We start from the raw sequence: 22,165 nt of genomic DNA, 5'->3' as shown, positions 1-22,165 counted from the left end.
CGTATGCCGACGGTTCCCAAAGTGAACTTATTAATCGTCATCGTTCTTGATGGATTCAACCGCATTTTCACCTGCTTCTATGAAAGCATCGAAGTCAGACTTAAATCTCTTGTCCTGCTCAACCCGAAATTTGGAAAATTCTCCAAGCGCAAATTCATCAGCAAGCTTCTTAGAAATCTTGCCCGCATGTTTAAGCAACTCACGACCATCGATCGATAATACTTGATCGAGTAGTCCCGCCCACTGTTCCATAGTGGTTGGAATCTGACGTTCAGCTCGACTTTCAGCCAAGTTCAAGAACGTTTCAACAAGCCGCCCTAAATCTTTGATCTCTGTTTTAGATAGATAGTTCTTGCCGACGGTCACGTCCCCGGCCAGCACCTTGCCATCTGGAGCTTTGTTCCAGGTTGTCAAGCCCATATGCATTTTATCTGCCGAAGCACGTTCATGAATCAGCTCTGCAGCGGTGTGGCCATGTACCGCGTAATGCAGTTTGTTCTGCACCGTAGCAAAGAAAGTTTTTGTAACCGGTGCATCCTTGTCATAGTCTGTCGCCGTTGCATATATGTCTGTCACCTTTTGATAAAAGCGACGCTCCGATAATCGGATTTCTCTAATTTCTTGGAGTAACTGCTCAAAATAGTCGTCCCCAAAAATCTCGCCTTGTTCCATGCGCTGCTTATCGACAACGAAACCGCGCAACGTGAAATCTCGAAGCACTTTAGTAGCCCAGATGCGAAACTGAGTCGCCCGTTTGGAGTTCACCCGATACCCAACCGAAATTATCGCATCGAGATTATAGTGTTTGACCTGATAATTCTTACCGTCATCGGCAGTTGTCCGGATTTTCCGGACAACTGAATCCCCATCCAGTTCTCTTGATGCGAAAATATTCCGAAGATGCTCAGAAACAGTACGCTTATCTACACCGAACAGCTCCCCCATCAACGCCTGCGTTAGCCAAATTGTCCCTTGCTCATACCGCACCAACAGATCGTGTTCGAGATCCGTCGCAGTAAACGTAAGCAATGGTCCTACTGATGAAATTCCTACGCTCCTTGGCTTATCACTCATTGCTTCATCCCCCAGTTACGTTCAATCGCTTGTTGAGCTACCCGGTACTTTACAGTCACTTATTCGGCAAGCAGAGTCTTCGTACGAATGTTTACAGCCCCTTCTCATTCCCGCAGCGTTTTAAGTGCACGCTCCGGCCAATTCGTCGCCAAGAGGTTCACCCCGTGATCGCGCGCCCAGCGCATATCTTCTGGCTTATCGACGGTCCACATGTACGTCCGACGGCCTCCCACACCAATCGCAGCCGGGTTGGCTTTGCCGTGGTCCAGAGAAAGCCCCAGCGCATGCGGGCGTGAGAGCATCAAATCGCGGCTGTTCCACCGCCGTTCCCAACCGCGGCGCAAATAAATCCGGTCCACCTGCGGCACGAGACTCGCGAGCCTGCGCAGCGAAGCATGTGAAAAAGAAATGATGTGCACACGAGGGTCCGCAACCATGCCGGTACGATGCAACGCCCGCGCCAGAGCTTTTTCCAGCGCAGCCCCCTGCCGCACCAGCGGTTTGGTCTCAATATAAAGGTGGTGCGAGTTATTCCCGAGCATGCGCAGCAAATCGTCGACAAGCATGAGTTGTTGTGGCGCATCCTCGGAACCGATATTCAGCCGCTGCAGCTCGGGCCACGTCATGCGCGCGACCATGCCGGTGCCATTGCTGGTGCGGTCCACGCTGGGATCATGAATCACCACCGCCTGCCCATCGCGGCTGGCGCGAATATCGCATTCCAGGCCATGAATGGGCAGTTGCAGGGCTTGCTGAAACGCCTCCGGCGAATTTTCCGGATACTTCCCGGAATAGCCACGGTGGGCAACGATATGACAGCCAGTCAACATGGTGTGCGTGAACTCCTCGGGATAACGAAGATACAGCGACCAAGCCTAAATACTGCAGGCAATGCCCGTGCCGTGGTGCGGGCAATAGCCTTGTGGGTTTTTCTCCAGGTATTGCTGGTGCTCGTCCTCCGCCAAGTAGTACTCGCCCGCCGGGGTCTCGGCCAGCGTAGCGATCTCCGTGGTGACTTCACCGTAGCCGTTGGCCTGCAATTTCTTACCGTAGGCGTCGACAAGCTTGTCGACGGTCTGTTTTTCTTCCGCCGCGTTTGGGCCTTCGGTATAAAACGCCGAGCGGTACTGCGTACCCACGTCGTTGCCCTGCCGATAACCCTGAGTTGGATCGTGTGCTTCTAGACCAACGCGTACCAGATCCTCGAGGGAAATCTGAGAAGGATCATAAACCACGCGCACAACTTCCACGTGATTGGTGCGCCCCGTGCACACCTCCCGGTACGTCGGGTTCGGCGTCACGCCACCGGCATAACCAGCCGACGTAGACACCACGCCGTCGAGGTTCCAATAAAGTTTTTCCACACCCCAGAAACACCCCAAGCCCACAATCAGGCTGGCCTGGCCGTCTTCCCAGATGCCAGTAATTGGCGTACCCAACACGGCATGCGGGCGTGGGTTTTCTAGGACCGGGTGCTTTCCGCCATGCAGGGCGTCTTCTTCGGCGACGAGTTCTGGGTTATTTCCAAACATCCACATGCCGATATTCTACGCCCGCGTAGCTCGCTAAATACTGTGAAAGGAGCTCGCGTGCAGCTGTGTATTTGTTTATAAGAGCATCCTCTGATGCTTGGTGTGCGTGAATAGTTTTATGTCATAAAAATGTTGCGAAATTCTTATACGTGCCTATTATGGGCGATGTACCCAACGAAAGGATTTAGCGATAATGGCTGTTTACGAACTCCCAGAACTCGAATATGACTACAACGCTCTGGAGCCACACATCTCCGGCGAAATCATGGAGCTGCACCACTCCAAGCACCACAACACTTACGTGCAGGGTGCTAACGCAGCTTTGGACGCTCTGGAAGAAGAGCGCAACGGCGAAGCCAACCCAGACCGCATCCGTGCGCTGTCCAAGAACTTGGCTTTCAACCTGGGTGGCCACACCAACCACTCCATCTTCTGGAAGAACCTGAGCCCTAACGGTGGCGGCGAGCCAACCGGTGAGCTAGCAGAGGCTATCGACCGCGACTTTGGTTCCTTCGAGAAGTTCAAGGCGCACTTCTCCGCAGCAGCACTCGGCCTGCAGGGTTCCGGCTGGGCCGTGCTGGGTTACGACCACATTGCTGGTCGCCTGCTCGTTGAGCAGCTGACCGACCAGCAGGGCAACACTTCCGTGAACTTCACCCCACTGCTGATGCTGGATATGTGGGAGCACGCTTTCTACCTGCAGTACAAGAACGTCAAGCCTGATTACGTCAAGGCTGTCTGGAACGTCTTCAACTGGGACGACGTTGCAGAGCGTTTCGCAGCAGCGAAGAAGTAAACCTTCCGCCGCATCATCGCTGCGGCTTGCAGGAACGCCGTGTCCGCGCACTTTACGTGCTGGACACGGCGTTTTTTCGTGGCAGTTTTTAGTGGCGGTTTTTATCTCTTCGGAGTTTTTACCTCGCGGGCAACCATTCTGGCTTAGCGCGTTCTCCCGGAAACCATAAGAAAGATAAATCCCAGCCACAGTAGTACGGTGGCTGCAGTTATTACCCATAAAAGCTCACTAAACAGCGGTTCCCAAAAACCACCGGCACGAAACAGCTGAGTAATAACGGCAGCAACTGCAATAACAATTCCGGCGGTAATTATCCACGCGCCGATTTTTCCTATCGCGGATGTACAATACCGTGCCCGCTTATGGCTCCAGAGCGAAATATTTATCCCGATAAGCACAACCGCGATAGCGGCGGCCAGAAGAAATAATGCGCCAACAAGAAACGGAAATCCGTCACCCGAGGCAGCAATAATGCTAATCAATACATAGAGCGCGAGGGCCACGAGTACCGAAAGAATTGTGATGCTTTCCAGAGGTTTCAGCATGTTTATTCCACTCCTAATCTAGAGTCGGAAAACCAGCACCTGAAGTGCTCCGGGTTTTGTTCCTAGGCATATGCCTTATTTTCTATTATTTCTCAGGCTGGTTGATGGCTCCACAACTCTGATTCAATCTCCGTTGGTGTGCGGTAGCCAAGGCTCTGATGAAGCCTTGCGTCGTTCCACCAATTCGCCCAGTCGAAGGCTGCACTCTCCACGTCGACAACATCATTCCACATGCAGGTATGGATGAGCTCGTTCTTGTAAAGGGTCGTTGACGTTTTCGGCCAGAGCATTGTCATACCAGTCGCCAATAGTCCCGGTGGACGCAGTGATCCCGTGCTGGGCACCTCGCTCGTTGTAGACAACGCTGACATACTGCGACCCGTAGTCACAATGGTAAACCAACCCTGGAAGTTTCCTTAGCACTGACAATCGCCTGGTTGAGCACCTGGAGCGGTAGCGCCTGAAGTCCGCATCGAATCAGATAGTGCCCACCCGACAATCCCGCGGGAGTACGCATCGGTGACAAAAGCCGTGTAGACGAATCCTTTTCGTGTCCGTACATAGGTAATGCCAGCCACCCACAGTTTTCCTGGTCCCGGTGCTTTGAATTCACGATTAACGAGGTCAGGCCCCAGATCCGGCCCTTTGGGTGTGCGGGTGGTGACAGGTCTCCCGCCTTTGCCTCTACCAGACAGGGCAGCCATACGCATAAATCTGGCAGTCTGCTCACGACCGATAGCGATGCCTTCACAGCCAAGCGCGCACCATGGGCTTTGGATTGGTGGTAACCACGCGAGGTAATGAAGCCACTTTCACGATTATTCTTCACCGTTGTAGAAGATGAACTCGATTGTGAAACGATCCCAATACGCATCGATGAACCGGATCATTTCTTAACGTTTCGGGTCGAGTTCCGATGCGAAAAAAGCCGAGGCAGCTTTCAACAACTCATTAGTGTCGCGTAGCTTGTGGTTTTCACGACGCAGCTTGCTCACCTCTGCAACAAGATCTTCAGGCAACGGATTAGTGACGCGTCCTTCTCGACGAGCCGCCTGCGCCCATTGACGAGCCGTGTGCCATGAAACCCCCAACTTTGGGGCTACTGCCTGGCACGCAGCCTGCATCGACATGTTCTCTGCCAGGATGCGATCCTCCACCAAGCGAACGACGCGGTCCTTCGCATCCTGGTCAAATTTTTTGGGCATGTTCCAGATTTTCCCATCTACTCAAACGGAACAAAACCTGGGGCACTTACTCTCAGGCGAAAAAGAACCTGGGCAATCCCAGCCCTATCCGGGGTAGATGTCTCAATAAGAACCAGATTTGTTGTCTAAATAACTATGGGGTCTAAATATGATGTAGGCTTCAAAGAACAAGTAAATGGCGAATTCAGGAAGGAGGTGGAGAAAATAATTCAGGAACTTAATCTGGAGGTTGAAGCAGTGCAGCTGACAGATCAAAATAACAACTGACACTTTGTTGTTTGTGGAGCCATCCTCGGTTCTGACGGTTACTGCAGTTGGGACTATTGCCTAGTTTTGGCGTCATTATTCAACGTACTGGAATTCTTATAGCTGAGTACCGTTACGTTTATCTTATATACATTCGGAATCTGTGTTAATTTTCTTCCGCTTTATAATTCAGACGGTTACAAAACGTTACTGTGCATGCTGGGAATAAAAGAAAAAGCCGAAGGAATGAGTGGAACATTAAAAGGCGTACGCCTGGCTAGCGTCCTATTTATTCTTATTTATATTATCTATACATTATATGCGATAGTGAAATTTTATGAATAACTGAGGATAGCGTATGTATAAAGAAATTCGAGACCTTAAACCTGTTTCTATAGCAGTTCTGTTACTAACTCTAGTATCTTCTTGGATGCTTTCTCTTTCCCTTGGAATTATAATCGTCGGCGCTCAGGCTTCTGAAGCGGAGTCGGGTGAACAGTTCGCAGCTATGGGTGGTCTTCAAATAGCCCTAACATGTTTGGCAGTGCTGATGTGCCTTCCGTCTGTTGTCAAAGTAGCTATTCGACGAGATTCTCGGCGCATAGCGCTTTGGCAGGTCATCGGTGCCTCTCCTCAGAAAGCGAGGTCGAGATATATAGGGATAGCTACTATTAGTTCCTTAGCAGGATCTCTGATGGGAAGTGCCCTAGCATTCTTATCGTGGCCAGCTCTCGGGCGCATTATTGACCACACAGGGTTCCTAGTACTGCCTGCGCTATCAGAGCCTTTGACTGCGTGGGCTTGGACTTTTGGGCCGGGGATAGCTTTTGTTGTGTTGTTCTTAGCATTGATTTTGGGAACACGCCAGCTGAAAAAGGTGGAGCCTGTAGAGGCCGTGATGGACATGCCTGAACAAGCGCCTTCTCGAAGCATTGTCAAACTAATAATCTCAGGCCTCATCATAACAGGAATCATTATTGGGTATATCGGTATTGCATCAACTTCACCAATTGATGACATGGAGCGTCTCGGCGGATTACTCTCCTCTTATTGGGGTGCAGGGCTTGGATTGTTGCTCGCCTATGGCTTGTCAGACCGAGTGATGGTGAAACCAGTTGTTACCTTGATAGGTCGACTATTGCCACTGAACTGGCTGGACAGTTGGGTACTTGCCAGAACATCGGCTCGTCGACGAGCCACGTTGTCTACCTCTGTTGTTACCCCATTGGTTGTGGCAGCGGCGTCGGTTGGCTGTATCTTCGGCATGGTTAACCAAACCAAGAACATTATGTATGTCTCGGGTGCAAATGAGTCGGACCTTCAGGTTAGTCCAACAAGCCAAATCATCCTGATCTTTGGTGCGCCCGTCATTATCGCCGCTTTTTCTGGTGTGATTGCCGTGTCTCTTACGAATGAGTGGAGACGACATGACGTTGCCTTGCTGCAAACCTTGGGTGCAACTACAGCTTCAATTCGGTGGTCTTCCGTATTTGAATGCATTATTTATTTCTTATCGGCTGTTGTGATTTCCTCGATTATTCTGGGATTTAATGCTTTAGCCATCGGTATCGCATTTGGACAAGGGCCGGTTCCGGACGCTAGCCCCGTATGGATTGGAAATGAAACCTATTTCCTGCTTATTGCCGGGTTTTCGCTACTTGCCGTGTCTATTGTGATTCCAACATTTAAGGAATCCAGAAAGCTCGATATCACCGCAATCTCGCATTAAGGAAAGTAAAATGAACAAGATTATTGACACACAGGAACTGAAAAAATCATTCTCAATCAATAAGAAGGAAAAAGAGCAAGTCATTAGGGGGATCAACTTTTCTGTCACTGAGAACGAGTTTATCTCAATCGTTGGACCTTCTGGATCGGGAAAATCAACGTTTCTTTACTGCATTTCTGGACTCGTGCAAGCTGACTCTGGGCACAGTTTTTTGTGTGGAGTTGATTTGGTGACTGCGTCCAAAAACCAGCGGAGCGATATTCGTCGTAAAAACGCGAGCTTCGTTTTTCAAGATTATAATTTGGTGGATTCCATGACAGCCATGGAAAACGTCCAGCTTGGCTTACGATTCGTATCTAAAAAAATAGCGAAAAAGGAGCTGAATAGCCTTTTTGAAAAGTTTGGGTTGGCCGAACGGAAGAATTATTATCCTGCCCAACTTTCTGGTGGCCAACGCCAACGAGTGGCGATTATCAGGGCCTCAGCCATGAAGCCTCGAGTGTTGTTCGCCGATGAGCCGACGGGTGCGTTGGACTCTCGGTCGGGGAGCTTAGTCATGAACGAACTTGCAGAGCTCAGCCGACAAGGCGCTGCTGTCGTCATGGTGACACATGATTTAGAGGTGGCAGCACAGGCACAGCGTGCCGTTGTCTTGTCGGATGGAATGTTGACAAAGAACCTGGAAACCCCAACAAGGCAAGAACTGTTCCAAGCTCTTGATACGAATAACGGAAATGAAAAGAAATTGTAGTTTGCATTTTATGAAGAGAATAGGTGCATTTGGGTTTTGCATACGGGGTATGCAAGCGAACTATTGGTAATGGAGTGCGCCGGTTTTTCCGCGGCTTTTGCTTAGGTTTCCATCATCTTGTGCCCCGGGGTGCCGGACCAAAACTCTTCCTCGTCCTCAGGCGGTGTGCGGTATCCCAAGCTTTGGTGTCGACTTTTCTCGTTCCACCAATGCACCCGCTCAAACGTCGCGATTTTCTCCTCGACAGTATCATCCCATTTTCGGTTATGGATCAGCTCATTTTTGTCGGAGCCATTCCCGTTTTCCGCTGGAACATTGTCATAGGAGTCTCTGACAGTTATGGTAGAAGCGACAATCCCGTGCTGGGAGCGTGGATACGTAATATCTGTTACTCACAGCTTGGTCGGAGTCCGGGTTTTAGATTCGCGGAATTTACGCGAGGTGATGAACCCACCGTCACGGTGGGTGTTTAACGTCTCGCAGATGAATTCAGGCAGAAAAATGATCAAGATAGTTATCGATGAATTGGATCATAACGGAGGCTTTGAGCCTGGTTCCGAGGCGAAAAACCTGAGGCAGTCTTCAGCAGTTCGTTGGTATCTCGCAACTTGTGGTTTTCCCGCCGCCATGGGGCCAGCTCTGCGATGAGCTCGGGTTTTTCGTGCGTAGTATTCCTTGTGCCCGGGCTCGTTGTAGTCACTGGCGTGCCGTACGTCAGGAGGTACCAACCTTTGGTGCAACGATTTACATTCGACCTCTATCAACAAGACCTTTCGGCAGGATGCGATCCTCAATTAAACGAACGACGTGGCCCTTCGCATCCTGATCAATTTTTGGACATAGTCCAGATTTTCCCACCTACTCAGACGGAACAAAACCTGGGACACTTCAACCGCGCAGTGAAAAACGTGACACCATGTAATATATGACACAAACAGTACCCGCACGCGGCCTACAACGGGGAGAACGTAACTACCGGTTAGCCACCGTCGCGGTCCTGGCAGCGGGGCTGGCCGTATTCAACGGGCTGTATGTCACCCAGGCTATGCTGCCTGCGCTTGTCGACGCCTTCGACACCACACCAACCGTCGCAGCGCTGACAGTCTCCGTCGCCACGGGAATGTTGGCAATCTGCGTGGTTCCGGCCTCGATCCTCTCGGAACGCTTTGGCCGCAACCGAGTGCTGATTATCTCCGCCATCGCGGCCTCGCTTATCGGGCTGACGCTTCCGCTCGCACACACCATCCACCAGCTCATCGCCTTGCGTTTGCTACACGGTGCTTTCATCGCTGGTACACCCGCGGTGGCCATGGCTTGGCTGGCTGAAGAACTCGACCACCGCTTCCTGGCCCGCGCCATGGGCGTCTACGTCGCTGGCAATTCCGTCGGTGGGCTCACCGGCCGCCTGATCCCGTCAATGCTGCTGGAAGTCACCGACTGGCGCGTAGCAATCCTGTGTGCATCCCTCCTAGCTCTCGGCTTCGCCATCATCGTGGCGCTCACTCTGCCGCGCCAGCAGTTCTTCCAGCCGAAAGCCCTGCGGTTTCGCACCGAATACGAATCCATGGTCACGCACTGGAAAACGCCATCGCTGGCGGCCATGTTTCTCATTGCTTTTCTCGCCATGGGGGTGTTCGTTTCTTTGTATAACTTCCTGGCATTCCGCTTGATCGGCTATTTCGAGCTGTCCCCAGGCATCGTCGCACTGGCATTTTTGGCTTACCTCAGCGGCACTTATTCCGCTGCCCGGGCAGGTGTACTGGCGGAAAGATTCTCCCGCGGCACAGTGCTGGTATTTTCCACCACCGCATTCATCATCGGGTTGCTACTTACTGCCACCCCGTGGCTGTGGCTGACCCTGACCGGCTTGCTGATTTTTACCGCTTCCTTCTTCGCCGCCCATTCCATCGCTTCTGGCTGGGTGGGCGCCATCGCAGAACACAACCGCGCCGAAGCATCCAGCATGTACGTGCTGTGCTACTACCTGGGCTCGTCGGTCGTCGGCGCGCTATCCGGCTTGGTTTTTACCGCCCTACCGTGGTGGGGCTTCGTCGGCACGCTTGTGCTGTTGGCCGGTGCGATGCTGGCGCTCGGGATTTTCGCGCACGCCAAGGAAACACCTAACGCTGACTAGCGAACACTCCGCATCCGTGGCACGCCCGGCGCACCCGCGCACAACCAATCCCGCACCACCCGCGTGGCCTGGCAATCGCCCTGGTTATAGCCCAAAAGCTGCTCCCGGGAGCGGGTTGCCTCCGGCCCATCGCCCACGGCTTTGCGGCGCGCATTCACCGACTGTTCGCCATCCACGTCATCATCTGGCCAACGATGCCCTGCCGTCGCCGCCACCTGTTTCAGCCCCATGCCCGCGGTATCGGCCAAAAACTGCTTGGCATAGCGGAACACATCCACCCACTGCTCGGAGGCAATAAACGCGCTGACCTCTTCCATGCTCGGAATACCTGGCTGGCCTGCAAAACGTCGCGCTGACATGCGCATCCAATGATTTTCCCCATGCGCAGAGTAGCAATATGCCCGAAAGCTAAGGCCCACCGATTCTGCTTGCCGACGCCGCTGGCACAGATATTCCCAGAACTTCGCGAAATTACGCGCTTCTGCCGCCCCACCGAGCTCGTCCCAGGTGACAAACGGGTGGTAGTTCGCGCCATCCCACACACCCCACAAGTACGCGCCTTGGTCGAGGTAGGCTTCCATGTCGATGTCCAGCTCGACGTCGGCACGCGGTATCCGCATCTCTTGTGCTGGCCTGCGGGCTAAAAAGGTGATTCCACGCCGCCACGCATCCGCCAATTGGGCATAATCACCGGCCACAGAGGGATCTGCCCGACGCAGCGCCTCCACGGTAGTGATCCCGCGTTCACGCAGATGATCAGCCCGGTCACCGGATAAAAACAGGCTGATATCGTCGGTGTCCTGCAATTCGTGCTCGCAATAGACCCAAAACCGACAGCTCGCACACTCTTTTCGACGCCGCGGCCCCTGTGGTAATTCCTCCGGTTGCACAGCAGCAAGCGCATTCGACAACCCTCGCTGGAACCGTTGGGTATCCATCAGGAAAATCCGGAGACGATCCTGCCCGATCAAACCACCACGACCGGTAGCCAGCCCGAGTTCATCGAGCGCTCGTGCTGCCAGGCCCAACCGGTAACCGTCAACGGAATGCTGACGCAAGGCGAATTGCTCGGTGATGGGTTGGCCCAGCCCGGCGCGGTGAGTGGGAAGAACAGCTACCGCGCCACCGGTTTTTTCTCGCGCCACGCGGTGGTTGCTGACCATCACCGGCAGGTAGGCGTTGTCCCCGGTGCGTACCAAAGCGTCGACGGAGACTTTCCAGTCCACAGGCGTGTTGCCATCGTTGCCAGCCTGCCCGTTGTGCGGAATATCAGCCCCGCCAGGCGTACCCATGCTTCCGGCGGTGTCCCCGGTTTCACGATCACCCGTGGTTCCCGCCAGCACCGCGCCGGTAATCAGATCTGGCTGCCAAGCAAGGGCTTCTAAGGTGTCAAACTCCCGGCATTCCACCGCCGCAGCATCACCAGCAGGCAGCGGACCTAAATCTATTCGCTGGAAATTCCGGCGGCGGCCGTCGCCAAGCGCGGGGGCTATCGGCAATAAGGCAGCCACCTCTGCCCGGGCATCGGCGCTGCGCAACGCACGTTCTTGCGAAGATTCCGTCGCCGGGGTCTCGGGGTAACGGCGGGCTTGCACCAGGCGATAATGGCAGCCGACGAGGTCATGCGCTTCCACAAATTCCCGACAGCCGATCACAGGTGGTCAGCCTAGTCGAGACCACCAGGTATTGTTGAATCAGCAACTGGTAAAAATACGCAATTTTCAGCAAAGGTGAGCACACCATGGGCTTGATGAAGTCACTCCGTAAGCGCCGTAGCGATGCCAAAGCCGCCGTTAAAGCTGCCAAGGCCCGCGCGAAAGCAGAGATCAAAGCTGATTCGAAGGCACGCGCCCGCCGCGAAAAACTACTGGCAAAGCAAAAACGCGCGATTATTAAAGACGAAAACAAGGGCTTGAAATCCAAACGCAAGCACCAGGAAAAAATGGCGAAGATGGAGCTGGATAAGCTGCAAACCGGCAAATTCAACGCCGATAACATCAAGCGTTTCGCCGGTGCTTCCCGCGTGCTGCTGCCGCTGGCTCTGCCGTTAATTTACCGCGGTATCACTGCCGCGCAGGATCAGTTCAGTAAACGAACCGCACAGCGCTCTGGTGTCACCCCAGAACAGATGGCGCAGTTTAGCGGCCACGGTGCGGATTTGAAGGCGCGCATTCAGGGAATCCGCAATTCGCTGCAGGACACCAGCGTGAAGCCAGGATACAAGCGCGATATTAACGAGCGCTTGGACGAGCTGAAAGCAGCCGTCGACAACGCGGAGTTCATGACCGACCAGCAGCGTCGTCGCGCGCACCGCAGCGTCAGCAACGATATTGACTTAATCACTGAGGATATTCAGCGCAATATCGCTGAAGGGTAACGCGCGCTGTTAAAGCACTCCCTGCTCCCGGGCAGCAGCCACCGCCGAGGTCCGGGAGCGCACACCCAGCTTGTCGTAGATGTGCACCAAGTGAGACTTCACGGTGGCTTCCGACAACATCAACTCGGTGCCGATGTCACGGTTCGACGAACCCGAGGCCACCAGCTTCAGCACCTCTAGCTCACGCGGGGTCAACGAGCTGCGCGGGGTGCGTACGCGCGTCATCAAACGATCCGCAACCACCGGCGACAGCGCAGAATCACCTTCTGCTGCCGAACGCACCGCAGCCAACAATTCCGCCGGCGGGGAATCTTTCAACAAATAGCCCACTGCCCCGGCCTCAATTGCGCCGAGGATGTCCGCGTCCGTGTCATAATTCGTCACCACCAGTACTTTTGGTGGGTGTGGCACTGAAGTTTTAATCGTGCGCGTGGCTTCTGCCCCACCCGTTACCCGGTGACCTTCTGCGCCAGCGCCAAATCGAAGATCCATCAACAGCACGTCAATGCCACCAGCATGCGCGGCAGAAATCGCGGCCTCGGCGGTGGCAACTTCGCCAACAACTTCGATGTCTTCCGCATCATCCAAAATTGCGCGCAGCCCAAGGCGCACGATCTCGTGATCGTCTGCCAGCAAGACTCTGATCATGGTGGACAACTACCCCTTTTCTGACGGTTACTTAGCTTTATCTTACTCCCCGGCTATTCCGTGCACGGCATCGTCACCGATACCGCGGTCCCGCGCCCAGGTTCGGTTTCAATTTCCATCTGTCCGCCTTGCTCGGCGGCCCGCTGCCGCATAGCTGCCAAGCCCACATGCCCCAACCCACTAGGGCGCTTGTCGACGTCGGCAAGATCAAAACCAGCTCCATTATCCACCACGTCCAAACGCACTATGTCCTCGTCGTAAGTCAGGGTAATGCGCGCCCGGCTAGCCCCAGCATGCTTGACGACGTTGCCGGTTGCCCCCTGCGCGATACGCAACAATGCGGCCTCGGTTTTCATCGGCAGCTGCCGCGCTGTACCGTCCACCTCTACGTCAATGACGATCTCGCTGGTGTCTGCCCAATTCTGCGCAACACGTTCCAAGGCTTGTTGCAAGGAAGTCTCCGCCAATGTGGCCGGCTGCAACGCGGCGATCATGGCCCGGGCCTCTTGCAAGTTATCAGCGGCCACGGTGCGAGCAAGTTCAATGTGGTGGCGCGGTTGAGACGAATCCACTGCCTCATCGCCCTCATGCGCGGCGTCGATACGATCTAAGCCCCGGTCCGCCGCGTGCAGCAACATTTGAATGGAGGACAACCCCTGCGCCAGGGTGTCGTGAATTTCGTGGGCGATACGTTGGCGTTCGGCATTAATTCCGGCTTCGCGTTCGGATTCCGCTAGCTGCTCACGAGTCTCCATTAACTCATGGATCAGCTGGGCGCGTTGGCGGCTGATGTGGGACAGCGTCGTGAAGGCGAAATAGATTGCGACGGTAACAATAGCAGAGACCGTCGGCCCCATGATGCCGCCCAGGGTGAGTCCAGAGGGAATCTGCATGATCACCGTGATGCTGGTGGCAAACATGACGGAGACAATCCCACGTACCCCATCGAGCACCCGCAGAAACAAAAAGAAAATAGTAAACGCCAGGTAGGCCCCCATTGGGGTGACGAACATAATCGCCATCCACACAGCTAGGAGACCGAAAAGCCAAAATAGTTGGACGCTTTCTTCTTTCTCATCCAGATACACCGAACCGGCAAAATAGATTGCGGCAAAAGCAGTGTACAAAATGAGGTTCAAGCTGGCTTCAGGCAACGGCATACGCAATGAACCGACCACACCAACCACTAACAACACGGCGGTGAGCACATGAATGCCATCACCCAGCACATCACGATCAGCTACTACATCGGCAATCGCGGCCTCTGCCTCTGCTGCGGAATCAGGCGTCACCGCTACCGAACGCGGCACACGTAAATCGGATTCGGACACAACGTCAGTATCACCGTTTTTTGCAACAAGATCCGGGCTGCTCATGCCCACAGCTTACCCAGTGCAGCCGTACGGCTAGACTTTAAACGGCCGGTGTTTTTCTGCCTAATCCCCGGCAGAAACGATCCTCGTCGGAAGGAAGCGCGCTCTTTCTATGGAAGCTTTATATGACTTGTTCATGTACCCAGTTTCGGCGGTCATGAAACTATGGCACCTGATCTTTCAAAATATATTTGGGCTAGAAGACTCCGTGTCATGGCTGGTCTCCATTCCGTTTCTCATCGTCACTGTCCGCGGGCTGATCGCACCATTGACCTGGTATTCCGCCCGTTCTGGGCGCGTCATCGCATTACTTCGTCCGCGCCTAAACGCTCTTGAGGAACAATACGCGGAAGTAACCAGCACCGACGAGATTCGCGAATATCAAAAGAAAAAACAAGCGCTTTACGACGAATACCGTTACAGCCCAGTGATGGGGTGTATCCCGCCACTGATCATGATTCCGGTTTTCATCGGCCTGTATCGGCTGCTGTTGTTAATGGCGAACCCGCTAGAAGGCGGTTCCGGACAGGCAGGCGCTGCGGGCAGCTCTGGCGCAGAAACGGGCATTGCGCCGGCAGAATCAATCGGCTTATTAACTGCCGCGGAGGTCAGCGACTTCCGTCACACAGAATTTTTAGGCATTCCGCTTCCGGCATTCGCCTCGATGGGCCCAGACCTAGAGCAGGCCTTTGGTATTAGCACCACGGAAGTCGTTTCTGGGATGATGCCCGCGCTGCTACTGGCTATTGCATTTACCACAATCAACTTGGTGATCAGTACCTTCCGCGCGTTCTATACCACTGAATGGTCGAATGCTATCGCGCGCCGGTTATTCAAATTCTTGATCGTGATGTCGGTATTTGTGCCGATCATGCTGTTCTTTGTCGCTTTTAACGTGCCGATCCCTTGGGCCATTATTATTTATTGGTTCATTAATAACTTGTGGACCTTGGTGCAATCGCTATTGTTCATTGTGCTGGTACGTGTGCGCTACCCACTGCGAGAAGAGCATCACGAGGCTCGACGTAAGTCACATCAATTATTCCGGCAGCGGAAAAAGGACCGTAAGCAGAGCAAACGGGAACGCAAACAAGAAAATAAGCGTGCGCGAAAAGATCCGGAGTATGCAAAAGAACTCGCCGCCACCCGCGCAGAAAAGCAACGCGCTGCAGAGCAGGAGCGCGCCGAGAAAAAGGAGCTGCGGAAAAAGCAGCAGCAAGCACGACTAGAGATTTCGCGTCAGCGCCGGGCGGAAAAGGCCGAAAAGAAGGCTGCCCAGGCTAGATCTACAAATGCCGACTCTCCGCAGGATACGACTACCGAAAATACCTCTAGCGACGCGAGCGATACCCCAAGGGAAGGTGGGCGCGACTAAATCGAATAGTCCGCTGGTGGCGCCGCTAACATCTGGCGCGCCAGGTCTCGTGCTGTCACCAGCGGGTTGATGCTGCGGGTCAGGCGTGCCCCGGCAAGCCCGCCATCGAGGAAAATAAGCAACTGCGAGGCCTGGGTTGCGGACGGGTAGCCATTTTTCTCGTTTAACAGCGTGGTCATGGTGTCATGCACCCAGCTACGGTGGTTCATGCACGCAGAAATGATTTGCCGTTCAGAGTCAGTCTCTGGCTTTGGATATTCGTTAGCTGCGTTGAGAAAGTGCGAGCCGCGAAAATCCTTTTTTGGTTCATCGTCGATGGCTTTATCGAAGAAAGCCAAAAGCTTGTCTTCCACATTGGTGAGTTCTGCCGTGCGCTGTTGCCAATCTTCCCGAAAGTCCTCGTCAAGTTTCTCGATATAGGCGGTCACCAGCGCGTCTTTGGAACCAAACAACGAATATAGCGAGGCTTTGGCAACATCTGCATCGCGTAAAATCCGGTCAATACCGATCACACGAATGCCTTCAGTGTCGAAAAGTTTGGTGGCAGAGTTGAGCAACCGAGTGCGGGGACTCGGGCGGTTCTGGCGACGGCTAGCCGTCGTCTTCTTCTTGGCGGTGCTCACTCCGGCTCCTTCCTGTTCTCAGCCGTATGCGCGATCAGACCACGCACCTGCACTAGTCGGTCTTCATACAATATAGACCACCCGGTTCAGTTCGCGCGCACTAGTAAGACTTTTTGTATTCAGATTTTGGTCACTAAAAAAGCCAGCCGGTAGAAACCGACTGGCTTAGTGCAGCTACTTTCGCAGCATTATTTCTTAATCGCATTCAGGATAGACAGCAGGATCACTGAACCAAGAATGGCTGTGAGCAGGCTGAACCAGAAACCACCGCCAGCAGCATCGAAGCCGAGCAGGCTCAGTAGCCAACCACCGAGTAGACCGCCGACGATGCCGACAAGGATGTTTCCGAAGAAACCCTGGCTAGAATCTTTAATTTTACCGGCGATCCAACCTGCCAAACCACCGATAATAATCCAGGCGATAATTCCCAAGCTAAGGGTTTCCATTTTTTACTCCGATTCTGGGCGAACAACCATCATTGGGCACGGCGCGGATTGCAACAGTGCACGAGAAGTCGATCCTAGCAGCATTCCTTTGAATCCGCCGCGGCCATGTGAACCGGTCACCAGCAGCTGAGCGTCTTCCGCGTTTTCCGCCAATGCCCGCACCGGACGATCCCGGGTCACGACCTTCTTCACCGGTACCTCTGGGTACTTCTTCACTAAAGCAGACAAGCGCTCATCCATCATCTGCTTTTGTTCTTTTTCAGTTTGTTCCCATTCCTTCTGCGCAGCCGTCAAGCCTGCCAGCGATGCCTGCACCTGCATATCCATCCAGGTGTTGATCGCAATCAGCTCAGAGCCACGGGCGTGCGCTTCGGCAAAGGCGTATTCAGTGGCTTTTTGGGAAACTTCAGAACCATCCACACCGACGACGACTGGGCCATACTTGGAGGATTCGGTAACTCCGGAATCTTCCCGAACCACCACGACTGGGCAGGTGGAGTGGGAAACTACCGCAGCAGAAACAGAGCCCATAACCATGCCAGACAAACCGCCCAGACCGCGGGAGCCCAAAACAATCATGGTGACGTCATTGGAGATCTCCAATAGCATGTCAATCGGAGAGCCCTCGGCCACCGTGTGACCGATCTTAATTTCAGGAGCCACTTCTAAAGCCAGCTTCCGCGCGGCTTCAATCTTGTCTAAAGTTTCGCCTTGCAGCTCGTCATAAAGCTCTTTCGGCGGAGCCATGCCTTCTGCATACAAAAACTGTGGCATCGTGTAGCTAGAAGCCAGACGTAGAGGAACCCCACGCTTTGCCGCTGCATTTGCTGCCCAACGGACAGCCTCGTTGGAAGCATCGGATCCGTCTACTGCTACTACAATGATATCTTCTTTGGACATTGTGACCGCCCTTTCTCCAGGTCGTTTTCAGCCATAACTGGTGAATACCTCTGACCGAACCTGATATGAGCAAATCCGGCGAAAATATCCCTTCCACCACCCAGTATAACCGCGATCACCGACACTGTCCGTAGATTTACAATGCACACCACGGCTGTTTCGTGCTCTTCATCGCGTCCAAAACCAAAGCCCTGTAAAGCGACAAGGCGTGGGAGGAGTGGGAAACCTTTTATTTATGTGCAGCTTCCGAGTTAGCTGGGTAGAGAAGCTGGAAAATACTGTGCAGTACCCGTGAGATGGTGGCGCCAATTTCAGAGGCAAAGAAGTTGGTGATTGGTTCTAAGAATGCGTTTAAATCCATAACGATATAATAAACGACATGCGCCGAAAGTCCACCCCGTTACCCATCAAAGATGGTCTGAACCCCACGCGCATCCGCATTCAAGGCGCCCCACCATCCGGAATTCGAGCTGTCGATGCCGTCGCCGAGGTAATTTTTTCCCAGAGACATCGCCACCCAGATGATAATTGGGAGGCGATTTACCAACGCTTTCGCGATCACGAGGTGGTGCGCCACAACGGCACCCCGCTTTCCCCCAACGAGCTGCTACCCGAAAATTGTGAGGTCTTCTTCTACAAAACCCCTGCCCCGGAAGCCGAAATTCCCTACCAGCTCACGATAATCCACCGCGACGATGACTTGCTGGTGGTCCACAAGCCACCGTTCATGGCTACGATGCCGCGGGCTCGCCACATTGTGCAAACCGCGACTGTGCAGTTGCGTCGGCTCACCGGTATCCCGGAGATTTCCCCTGCCCACAGGCTGGACCGTTTAACCTCCGGGTTGGTCGTGTTCACCACCCGCTCCGAACTGCGCGGGCCGTATCAAACCCTGTTCGCGCAACGTCAGGTATCCAAGGTGTACGAGGCCGTCGCGGCTTATGATCCAGAGTTGGCCGACTCGCTTGCTCACGACTGTCGGCTTAGCTGGCGTTCCCGGCTCGAAAAACACCCTGGCGAATTGCAGGGCCGCTTCGTGGAAGGCGAAACCAATGCGATCACCTATGTAGATGCCATCACTCCGTGCAGCCCGGCAGAACAAACCGAGCTGGAAAAAATCCACGGCCCGCAGCCACCACTGGCGCGTTACCGGTTGGCCCCGGTCACTGGTAAAACACATCAACTGCGCCTGCATATGTGGGCGGCAGGAGTACCCATCTTGGGCGATCCTGTTTATCCGCGGATATATAAAGAGGATGAAGAAGATTTTGCGGTGCCCATGCATCTCATCGCCCGGGAAATCTCTTTCACCGATCCGTTAAACGGCCGGCAGCGCAGTTTTCGTACCGAGCTAGGGGTGCTCGATACCTTGCAGCAAAGTTAAAGATTCGTTTTTAGTGGCTGCGATTTCGCTTACAGTGGCTGCCATGCAGCACTTCGTCGGCAAGCATGGGACGGGAATCTGTCCGCCCATCGATACGTTTGAGAACATTTTCGGCCGAAATCAGGCACATCGGCACCCCCACCCCGGGCGCGACAGTCGCACCGGCGTAGTAAAGGTTGGAGAGTTTTTTCGACTTATTCTGCGGTCGAAACATCGCAGATTGCCCTAGCGTGTGCGCCGGGCCCAGAGCACCACCGCGCCAAGCATGGAAATCCTTCGCGAAATCTCCTGGCGCGAGCGTATGCCGCACCACAATTCGCTCCGCCAAATCATTAACGCCTGTCACTTGGGCAATCCGAGCCACAGCCTTGTCGACGATAGCTGTTACCGCCGGTGATTCCTGCTGCGCAAAAGCAACATTATTGCGTTCGTCGGCATGATCGCCAGAACCGTAGCCAATCCCCAGATCGGCCGCTGTAGGTACTAGTACAAAAAGATTTTCGTAACCGGCAGGAGCCACTGTCGCATCGGTTGCCGAGGGCTTACACACGTACAGCGATAACGAACTCTTATTTTCGGGTAGCGCGCCGGTTGCCGAAAATACGGCAGAAAAATCCCTCTGCCACTCCGGGGACAGCAGCAATGAATGATGAGCTAATTCTGGAAGCGCTCCGCGAACGCCCAACATGGCCAGTACGACGCCGATCCCAGGGTCTTTTTTCGCAAAATACGTTTCGGGGTAACTTTGGTATTTGCGAGGAAGCAACACAGTTTCAGTGTGGTGCAGGTCTGCCGTGGACACCACGAGGTCAGGGTAATAAGTCTGGCTACCCTCCGCTGTCCGCACCTCGACGCGCTTGATATGAGCCTTATCCGCCTGTGCACCGGAGTACAACGTGCTGCGGTCCTGCTGGCTGGAGCGTCGTGGGCTGTTGTTGCGATCCGCGCAATCCAGACGAACAACCTCGGATCCTAATTCGAAGCGGACACCATGCTCGTGCGCCAATTGTGCGACTGCATCTACAATAGCCCGGAAACCACCAGTTGGATATCGCACCCCCAGTTCCAAGTCAGTGTGGCTCATCAAGTGGTACAAACTCGGGGCTGTACTTGGTTGGGTCGAAAGAAACACCGCTGGATATTGCAGAATTTTACGCAGACGGTGATCGCGAAACTGCTTCTCGACGAACTGCTGTAGGGGAACCAACAAAAACCGGAGCAGATGCCCGGAACGGCGCAGGACCTCTGGCTGAAAAAACGCAGACGCTGAACGGAAGGTAGTGTACAAAAAATGACTGAGGGCAACGGAATAAACCAGGTGTGCGGATGCCAGGTAACTACGCAAGCGTGCTCCTGCCCCTGGCTCAATCGATTCAAATAACTCCGCGACCTTGTCTGCCCCACGGGGCACATCGACGTATTCGCCGACGTCTGTCCACACGCGGTAACCCGGATCAAGCACCGACAGTGATAACTGCGCGGCGGTACTTGTACCCATGATGCGGAAAAATTGATCGTATGCTTCTGGCATCAAATACCACGAGGGCCCGGTTTCAAACCGAAACCCGGAGTCGGATATTTCGCCAATTCTGCCACCAACGGACTCATTCTTGTCGACGACCGTGACCGCAAACCCGCGCCTTGCCAGAAGCCCGGCGGTAGCAAGCCCGCTGATACCGGCGCCTATCACCAACACTTGGGGTTTCATGCGCCTGCCTTCCGGGTTAGTTTGTGTAGCGCGGCACCATAACCGGAACGAAATATTGCCTGACTGACTAGCCGGGTTTTAACCGGCTTCGGGACCGATAACCTGCGTTTGTTAGTGCCTGCACCGATAACCGCTTCCGGGTGCCGGCAGAGTTTGCGCGCTAATTCCAAGTAAATTTCGGATGCCGCGGCTACCGCCGGTTGAACGCTGGGAGGGAGTAATTTGATTGTTCGTGCGCCTGCTAGCAGATCGGAGCGAGCTTCTGCCAAGATGCTGTTGAATGCTTCTTCTGCGGACGGTGCGGACAAGCGAGGGTAATAATCGCGCCGACGAACTGTAGTGTCTTCAGTGTAGTCTCTGAGGAAATTGATTTTTTGTAAGCCGGCGCCGAGGCGTTGTGCCCCCTCCTGTATCCGTGACCAGGTAGCTGAATCTGGGCGTGGTGTCTCGGCGTAAAAAATATCGAGGCATAGCAGTCCTATGACTTCCGCGGAACCATAGATGTATTCTTGCAGCTCTGTGTCAGCAAAGCTGGTCGTACTCAGATCCATGCGCATTGAGCGAAAGAATGCTTGCAAGTGTTCTTCTGGGAATCGACACCGTCGGGCAGTATTGGCGTAAGCGTGCACAATCGGGTCAGTATGAAAACGCTTGTCCGGTGCATTAAGGATGGTCTGTTCATAAGAGGCTAAAGCATTGCTCATGCAATGAGTATTGCCCGCGAGAGAGTTTGCTTTGTGCAGGGTTCCATCAACTATTTCATCCGCTATTCGGACTACCGCGTAGAGGTTGCGGATGTCTCGCCGAATAGGTTTCGGATACAGGCAGGTCGCGATATGAAAGCTGCTTGAATACTGCTTTATGACGGCGCTGGCAGCTTTGTCGGCTGTAGCATCGTAGAGGCTTAGGGATTCATAGCTAACGTTGTCGCTCATCCATTCGTCGCCTCTCTATATTCAAGAATCTAACTGTGGATATGTTTGTGGCCCGTGGTTGAATGCACCACCAGGGTGCACCCAACCACGGGCCAAACAAACAACCAAACATGAAATTATATAGTGTCGGCAGCAACCTACTCTCCCACACCCTCCCGAGTGCAGTACCATCAGCGCGACGCAGGCTTAGCTTCCGGGTTCGGAATGGGACCGGGCGTTTCCCTGCCGCTATCAACCACCGACACAACCAACCAGACAACACACAAAAAACCATGTGCCCGTCAACCACACAAACACGGCGTGGTGTGTCAAACACTGCATAGTGGACGCAAAGCACAACAAAAATTAATCTCTCACGAAAAACACCAGCCAAAAACCGGTATG

Annotated in this window: 24 protein-coding genes and 1 rRNA gene; 7 read left to right on the top strand and 18 right to left on the bottom strand. The window is 53.9% G+C overall.

Annotated elements, in window-relative coordinates; all coding sequences use genetic code 11:
* Positions 1-30: 30 nt before the first annotated feature.
* The 3 genes from O146_RS0100765 to msrA all read right to left on the bottom strand — a co-directional run bounded on the left by O146_RS0100765 (position 31) and on the right by msrA (position 2,612).
* Entirely contained in the window at positions 31-1,074 is a 1,044-nt protein-coding gene (locus O146_RS0100765) for a virulence RhuM family protein (RefSeq protein ID WP_027017412.1), read from the bottom strand.
* A 104-nt stretch (positions 1,075-1,178) separates the two neighbouring features.
* Complete coding sequence (locus tag O146_RS0100760; RefSeq protein WP_021353454.1) at positions 1,179-1,904, bottom strand: glycerophosphodiester phosphodiesterase family protein; 726 nt, start codon at positions 1,902-1,904, stop codon at positions 1,179-1,181.
* 45 nt (positions 1,905-1,949) lie between these two features.
* A complete protein-coding gene (gene msrA / locus O146_RS0100755; RefSeq protein WP_021353453.1) occupies positions 1,950-2,612 on the bottom strand; it encodes a peptide-methionine (S)-S-oxide reductase MsrA in 663 nt (220 codons plus the stop codon).
* A 187-nt stretch (positions 2,613-2,799) separates the two neighbouring features.
* Here msrA and O146_RS0100750 point away from each other — a divergent pair, with 187 nt between their 5' ends.
* A complete protein-coding gene (locus O146_RS0100750) occupies positions 2,800-3,402 on the top strand; it encodes a superoxide dismutase (protein WP_018121637.1) in 603 nt (200 codons plus the stop codon).
* A gap of 143 nt (positions 3,403-3,545) precedes the next feature.
* On the opposite strand, the gene O146_RS0100745 is transcribed toward O146_RS0100750, so the two are convergent.
* The 4 genes from O146_RS0100745 to O146_RS12920 form a co-directional block, all read right to left on the bottom strand.
* A complete protein-coding gene (locus O146_RS0100745; RefSeq protein ID WP_021353452.1) occupies positions 3,546-3,947 on the bottom strand; it encodes a hypothetical protein in 402 nt (133 codons plus the stop codon).
* 92 nt (positions 3,948-4,039) lie between these two features.
* Positions 4,040-4,237, bottom strand: coding sequence for an integrase core domain-containing protein (locus tag O146_RS13190; protein ID WP_420681876.1), 198 nt, complete (start codon positions 4,235-4,237; stop codon positions 4,040-4,042).
* 126 nt (positions 4,238-4,363) lie between these two features.
* On the bottom strand, positions 4,364-4,651 hold the full coding sequence (locus O146_RS13185) for a DDE-type integrase/transposase/recombinase (RefSeq protein WP_420681833.1): 288 nt from the start codon (positions 4,649-4,651) through the stop codon (positions 4,364-4,366).
* Between the two features lie 189 nt (positions 4,652-4,840).
* Positions 4,841-5,152: a transposase gene (locus O146_RS12920; protein WP_021353451.1), complete on the bottom strand. Its 312-nt coding sequence runs from the start codon at positions 5,150-5,152 to the stop codon at positions 4,841-4,843.
* Between the two features lie 604 nt (positions 5,153-5,756).
* Here O146_RS12920 and O146_RS0100725 point away from each other — a divergent pair.
* Together O146_RS0100725 and O146_RS0100720 are read left to right on the top strand one after the other, a co-directional pair.
* Positions 5,757-7,127, top strand: coding sequence for an FtsX-like permease family protein (locus tag O146_RS0100725; protein WP_027017410.1), 1,371 nt, complete (start codon positions 5,757-5,759; stop codon positions 7,125-7,127).
* Positions 7,128-7,137: 10 nt separating this feature from the next.
* Positions 7,138-7,878, top strand: coding sequence for an ABC transporter ATP-binding protein (locus O146_RS0100720; RefSeq protein WP_027017409.1), 741 nt, complete (start codon positions 7,138-7,140; stop codon positions 7,876-7,878).
* A 101-nt stretch (positions 7,879-7,979) separates the two neighbouring features.
* Here the strand turns inward: O146_RS0100720 and O146_RS13180 are convergent, their stop codons facing one another.
* Positions 7,980-8,234, bottom strand: a complete 255-nt coding sequence (locus O146_RS13180; protein WP_425265827.1) for an integrase core domain-containing protein — start codon at positions 8,232-8,234, stop codon at positions 7,980-7,982.
* A gap of 569 nt (positions 8,235-8,803) precedes the next feature.
* Here O146_RS13180 and O146_RS0100715 point away from each other — a divergent pair.
* Positions 8,804-10,012 carry an MFS transporter gene (locus O146_RS0100715; RefSeq protein WP_021353448.1) on the top strand — a complete coding sequence of 403 codons (1,209 nt, stop codon included), beginning with the start codon at positions 8,804-8,806 and terminating at the stop codon, positions 10,010-10,012.
* Here O146_RS0100715 and O146_RS0100710 read toward each other — a convergent pair.
* A complete protein-coding gene (locus O146_RS0100710; protein ID WP_027017408.1) occupies positions 10,009-11,667 on the bottom strand; it encodes a TM0106 family RecB-like putative nuclease in 1,659 nt (552 codons plus the stop codon). The genes O146_RS0100715 and O146_RS0100710 overlap by 4 nt on opposite strands.
* A gap of 86 nt (positions 11,668-11,753) precedes the next feature.
* Here O146_RS0100710 and O146_RS0100705 point away from each other — a divergent pair, with 86 nt between their 5' ends.
* Positions 11,754-12,389, top strand: coding sequence for a DUF6474 family protein (locus O146_RS0100705; protein WP_021353446.1), 636 nt, complete (start codon positions 11,754-11,756; stop codon positions 12,387-12,389).
* A gap of 9 nt (positions 12,390-12,398) precedes the next feature.
* Here the strand turns inward: O146_RS0100705 and O146_RS0100700 are convergent, their stop codons facing one another.
* Positions 12,399-13,037 (bottom strand): LuxR C-terminal-related transcriptional regulator, encoded by a 639-nt coding sequence (locus O146_RS0100700; RefSeq protein WP_021353445.1) that lies wholly within the window; start codon positions 13,035-13,037, stop codon positions 12,399-12,401.
* Between the two features lie 53 nt (positions 13,038-13,090).
* A complete protein-coding gene (locus O146_RS0100695; RefSeq protein ID WP_021353444.1) occupies positions 13,091-14,413 on the bottom strand; it encodes a sensor histidine kinase in 1,323 nt (440 codons plus the stop codon).
* A 109-nt stretch (positions 14,414-14,522) separates the two neighbouring features.
* Between O146_RS0100695 and yidC the strand changes: the two genes are divergently transcribed.
* Positions 14,523-15,785 (top strand): membrane protein insertase YidC, encoded by a 1,263-nt coding sequence (yidC, locus tag O146_RS10580; protein WP_051619175.1) that lies wholly within the window; start codon positions 14,523-14,525, stop codon positions 15,783-15,785.
* Here the strand turns inward: yidC and O146_RS0100685 are convergent.
* The 4 genes from O146_RS0100685 to O146_RS13085 all read right to left on the bottom strand — a co-directional run bounded on the left by O146_RS0100685 (position 15,782) and on the right by O146_RS13085 (position 18,115).
* Complete coding sequence (locus tag O146_RS0100685; protein ID WP_021353442.1) at positions 15,782-16,408, bottom strand: TetR/AcrR family transcriptional regulator; 627 nt, start codon at positions 16,406-16,408, stop codon at positions 15,782-15,784. The genes yidC and O146_RS0100685 overlap by 4 nt on opposite strands.
* Positions 16,409-16,596: 188 nt before the next feature.
* Positions 16,597-16,854 (bottom strand): GlsB/YeaQ/YmgE family stress response membrane protein, encoded by a 258-nt coding sequence (locus O146_RS0100680; protein WP_021353441.1) that lies wholly within the window; start codon positions 16,852-16,854, stop codon positions 16,597-16,599.
* A 3-nt stretch (positions 16,855-16,857) separates the two neighbouring features.
* Positions 16,858-17,754: a universal stress protein gene (locus tag O146_RS0100675; RefSeq protein ID WP_023018763.1), complete on the bottom strand. Its 897-nt coding sequence runs from the start codon at positions 17,752-17,754 to the stop codon at positions 16,858-16,860.
* Positions 17,755-17,983: 229 nt separating this feature from the next.
* Complete coding sequence (locus tag O146_RS13085; protein WP_021353439.1) at positions 17,984-18,115, bottom strand: hypothetical protein; 132 nt, start codon at positions 18,113-18,115, stop codon at positions 17,984-17,986.
* A gap of 18 nt (positions 18,116-18,133) precedes the next feature.
* Here O146_RS13085 and O146_RS0100665 point away from each other — a divergent pair, with 18 nt between their 5' ends.
* Positions 18,134-19,138, top strand: coding sequence for a pseudouridine synthase (locus O146_RS0100665; RefSeq protein ID WP_035000455.1), 1,005 nt, complete (start codon positions 18,134-18,136; stop codon positions 19,136-19,138).
* A 10-nt stretch (positions 19,139-19,148) separates the two neighbouring features.
* On the opposite strand, the gene crtI is transcribed toward O146_RS0100665, so the two are convergent.
* From crtI to rrf, 3 genes are all read right to left on the bottom strand, one after another.
* Complete coding sequence (crtI, locus tag O146_RS0100660) at positions 19,149-20,846, bottom strand: phytoene desaturase family protein (RefSeq protein WP_027017405.1); 1,698 nt, start codon at positions 20,844-20,846, stop codon at positions 19,149-19,151.
* The gene (locus O146_RS10575) at positions 20,843-21,781 is read right to left on the bottom strand and encodes a phytoene/squalene synthase family protein (RefSeq protein WP_035000453.1); all 939 of its coding nucleotides are present in this window, start codon (positions 21,779-21,781) and stop codon (positions 20,843-20,845) included. Before O146_RS10575 ends, crtI begins: the two co-directional genes overlap by 4 nt.
* A 124-nt stretch (positions 21,782-21,905) precedes the next feature.
* Positions 21,906-22,024, bottom strand: a 5S ribosomal RNA gene (rrf, locus tag O146_RS0100650).
* Positions 22,025-22,165 lie beyond the last annotated feature (141 nt).

It is taken from the genome of Corynebacterium pseudodiphtheriticum DSM 44287 (genome assembly GCF_000688415.1).
Classification (GTDB): domain Bacteria; phylum Actinomycetota; class Actinomycetes; order Mycobacteriales; family Mycobacteriaceae; genus Corynebacterium; species Corynebacterium pseudodiphtheriticum.
Note: the sequence above shows the minus strand (reverse complement) of the source record. Positions and strands in the feature narration are given on the sequence as shown.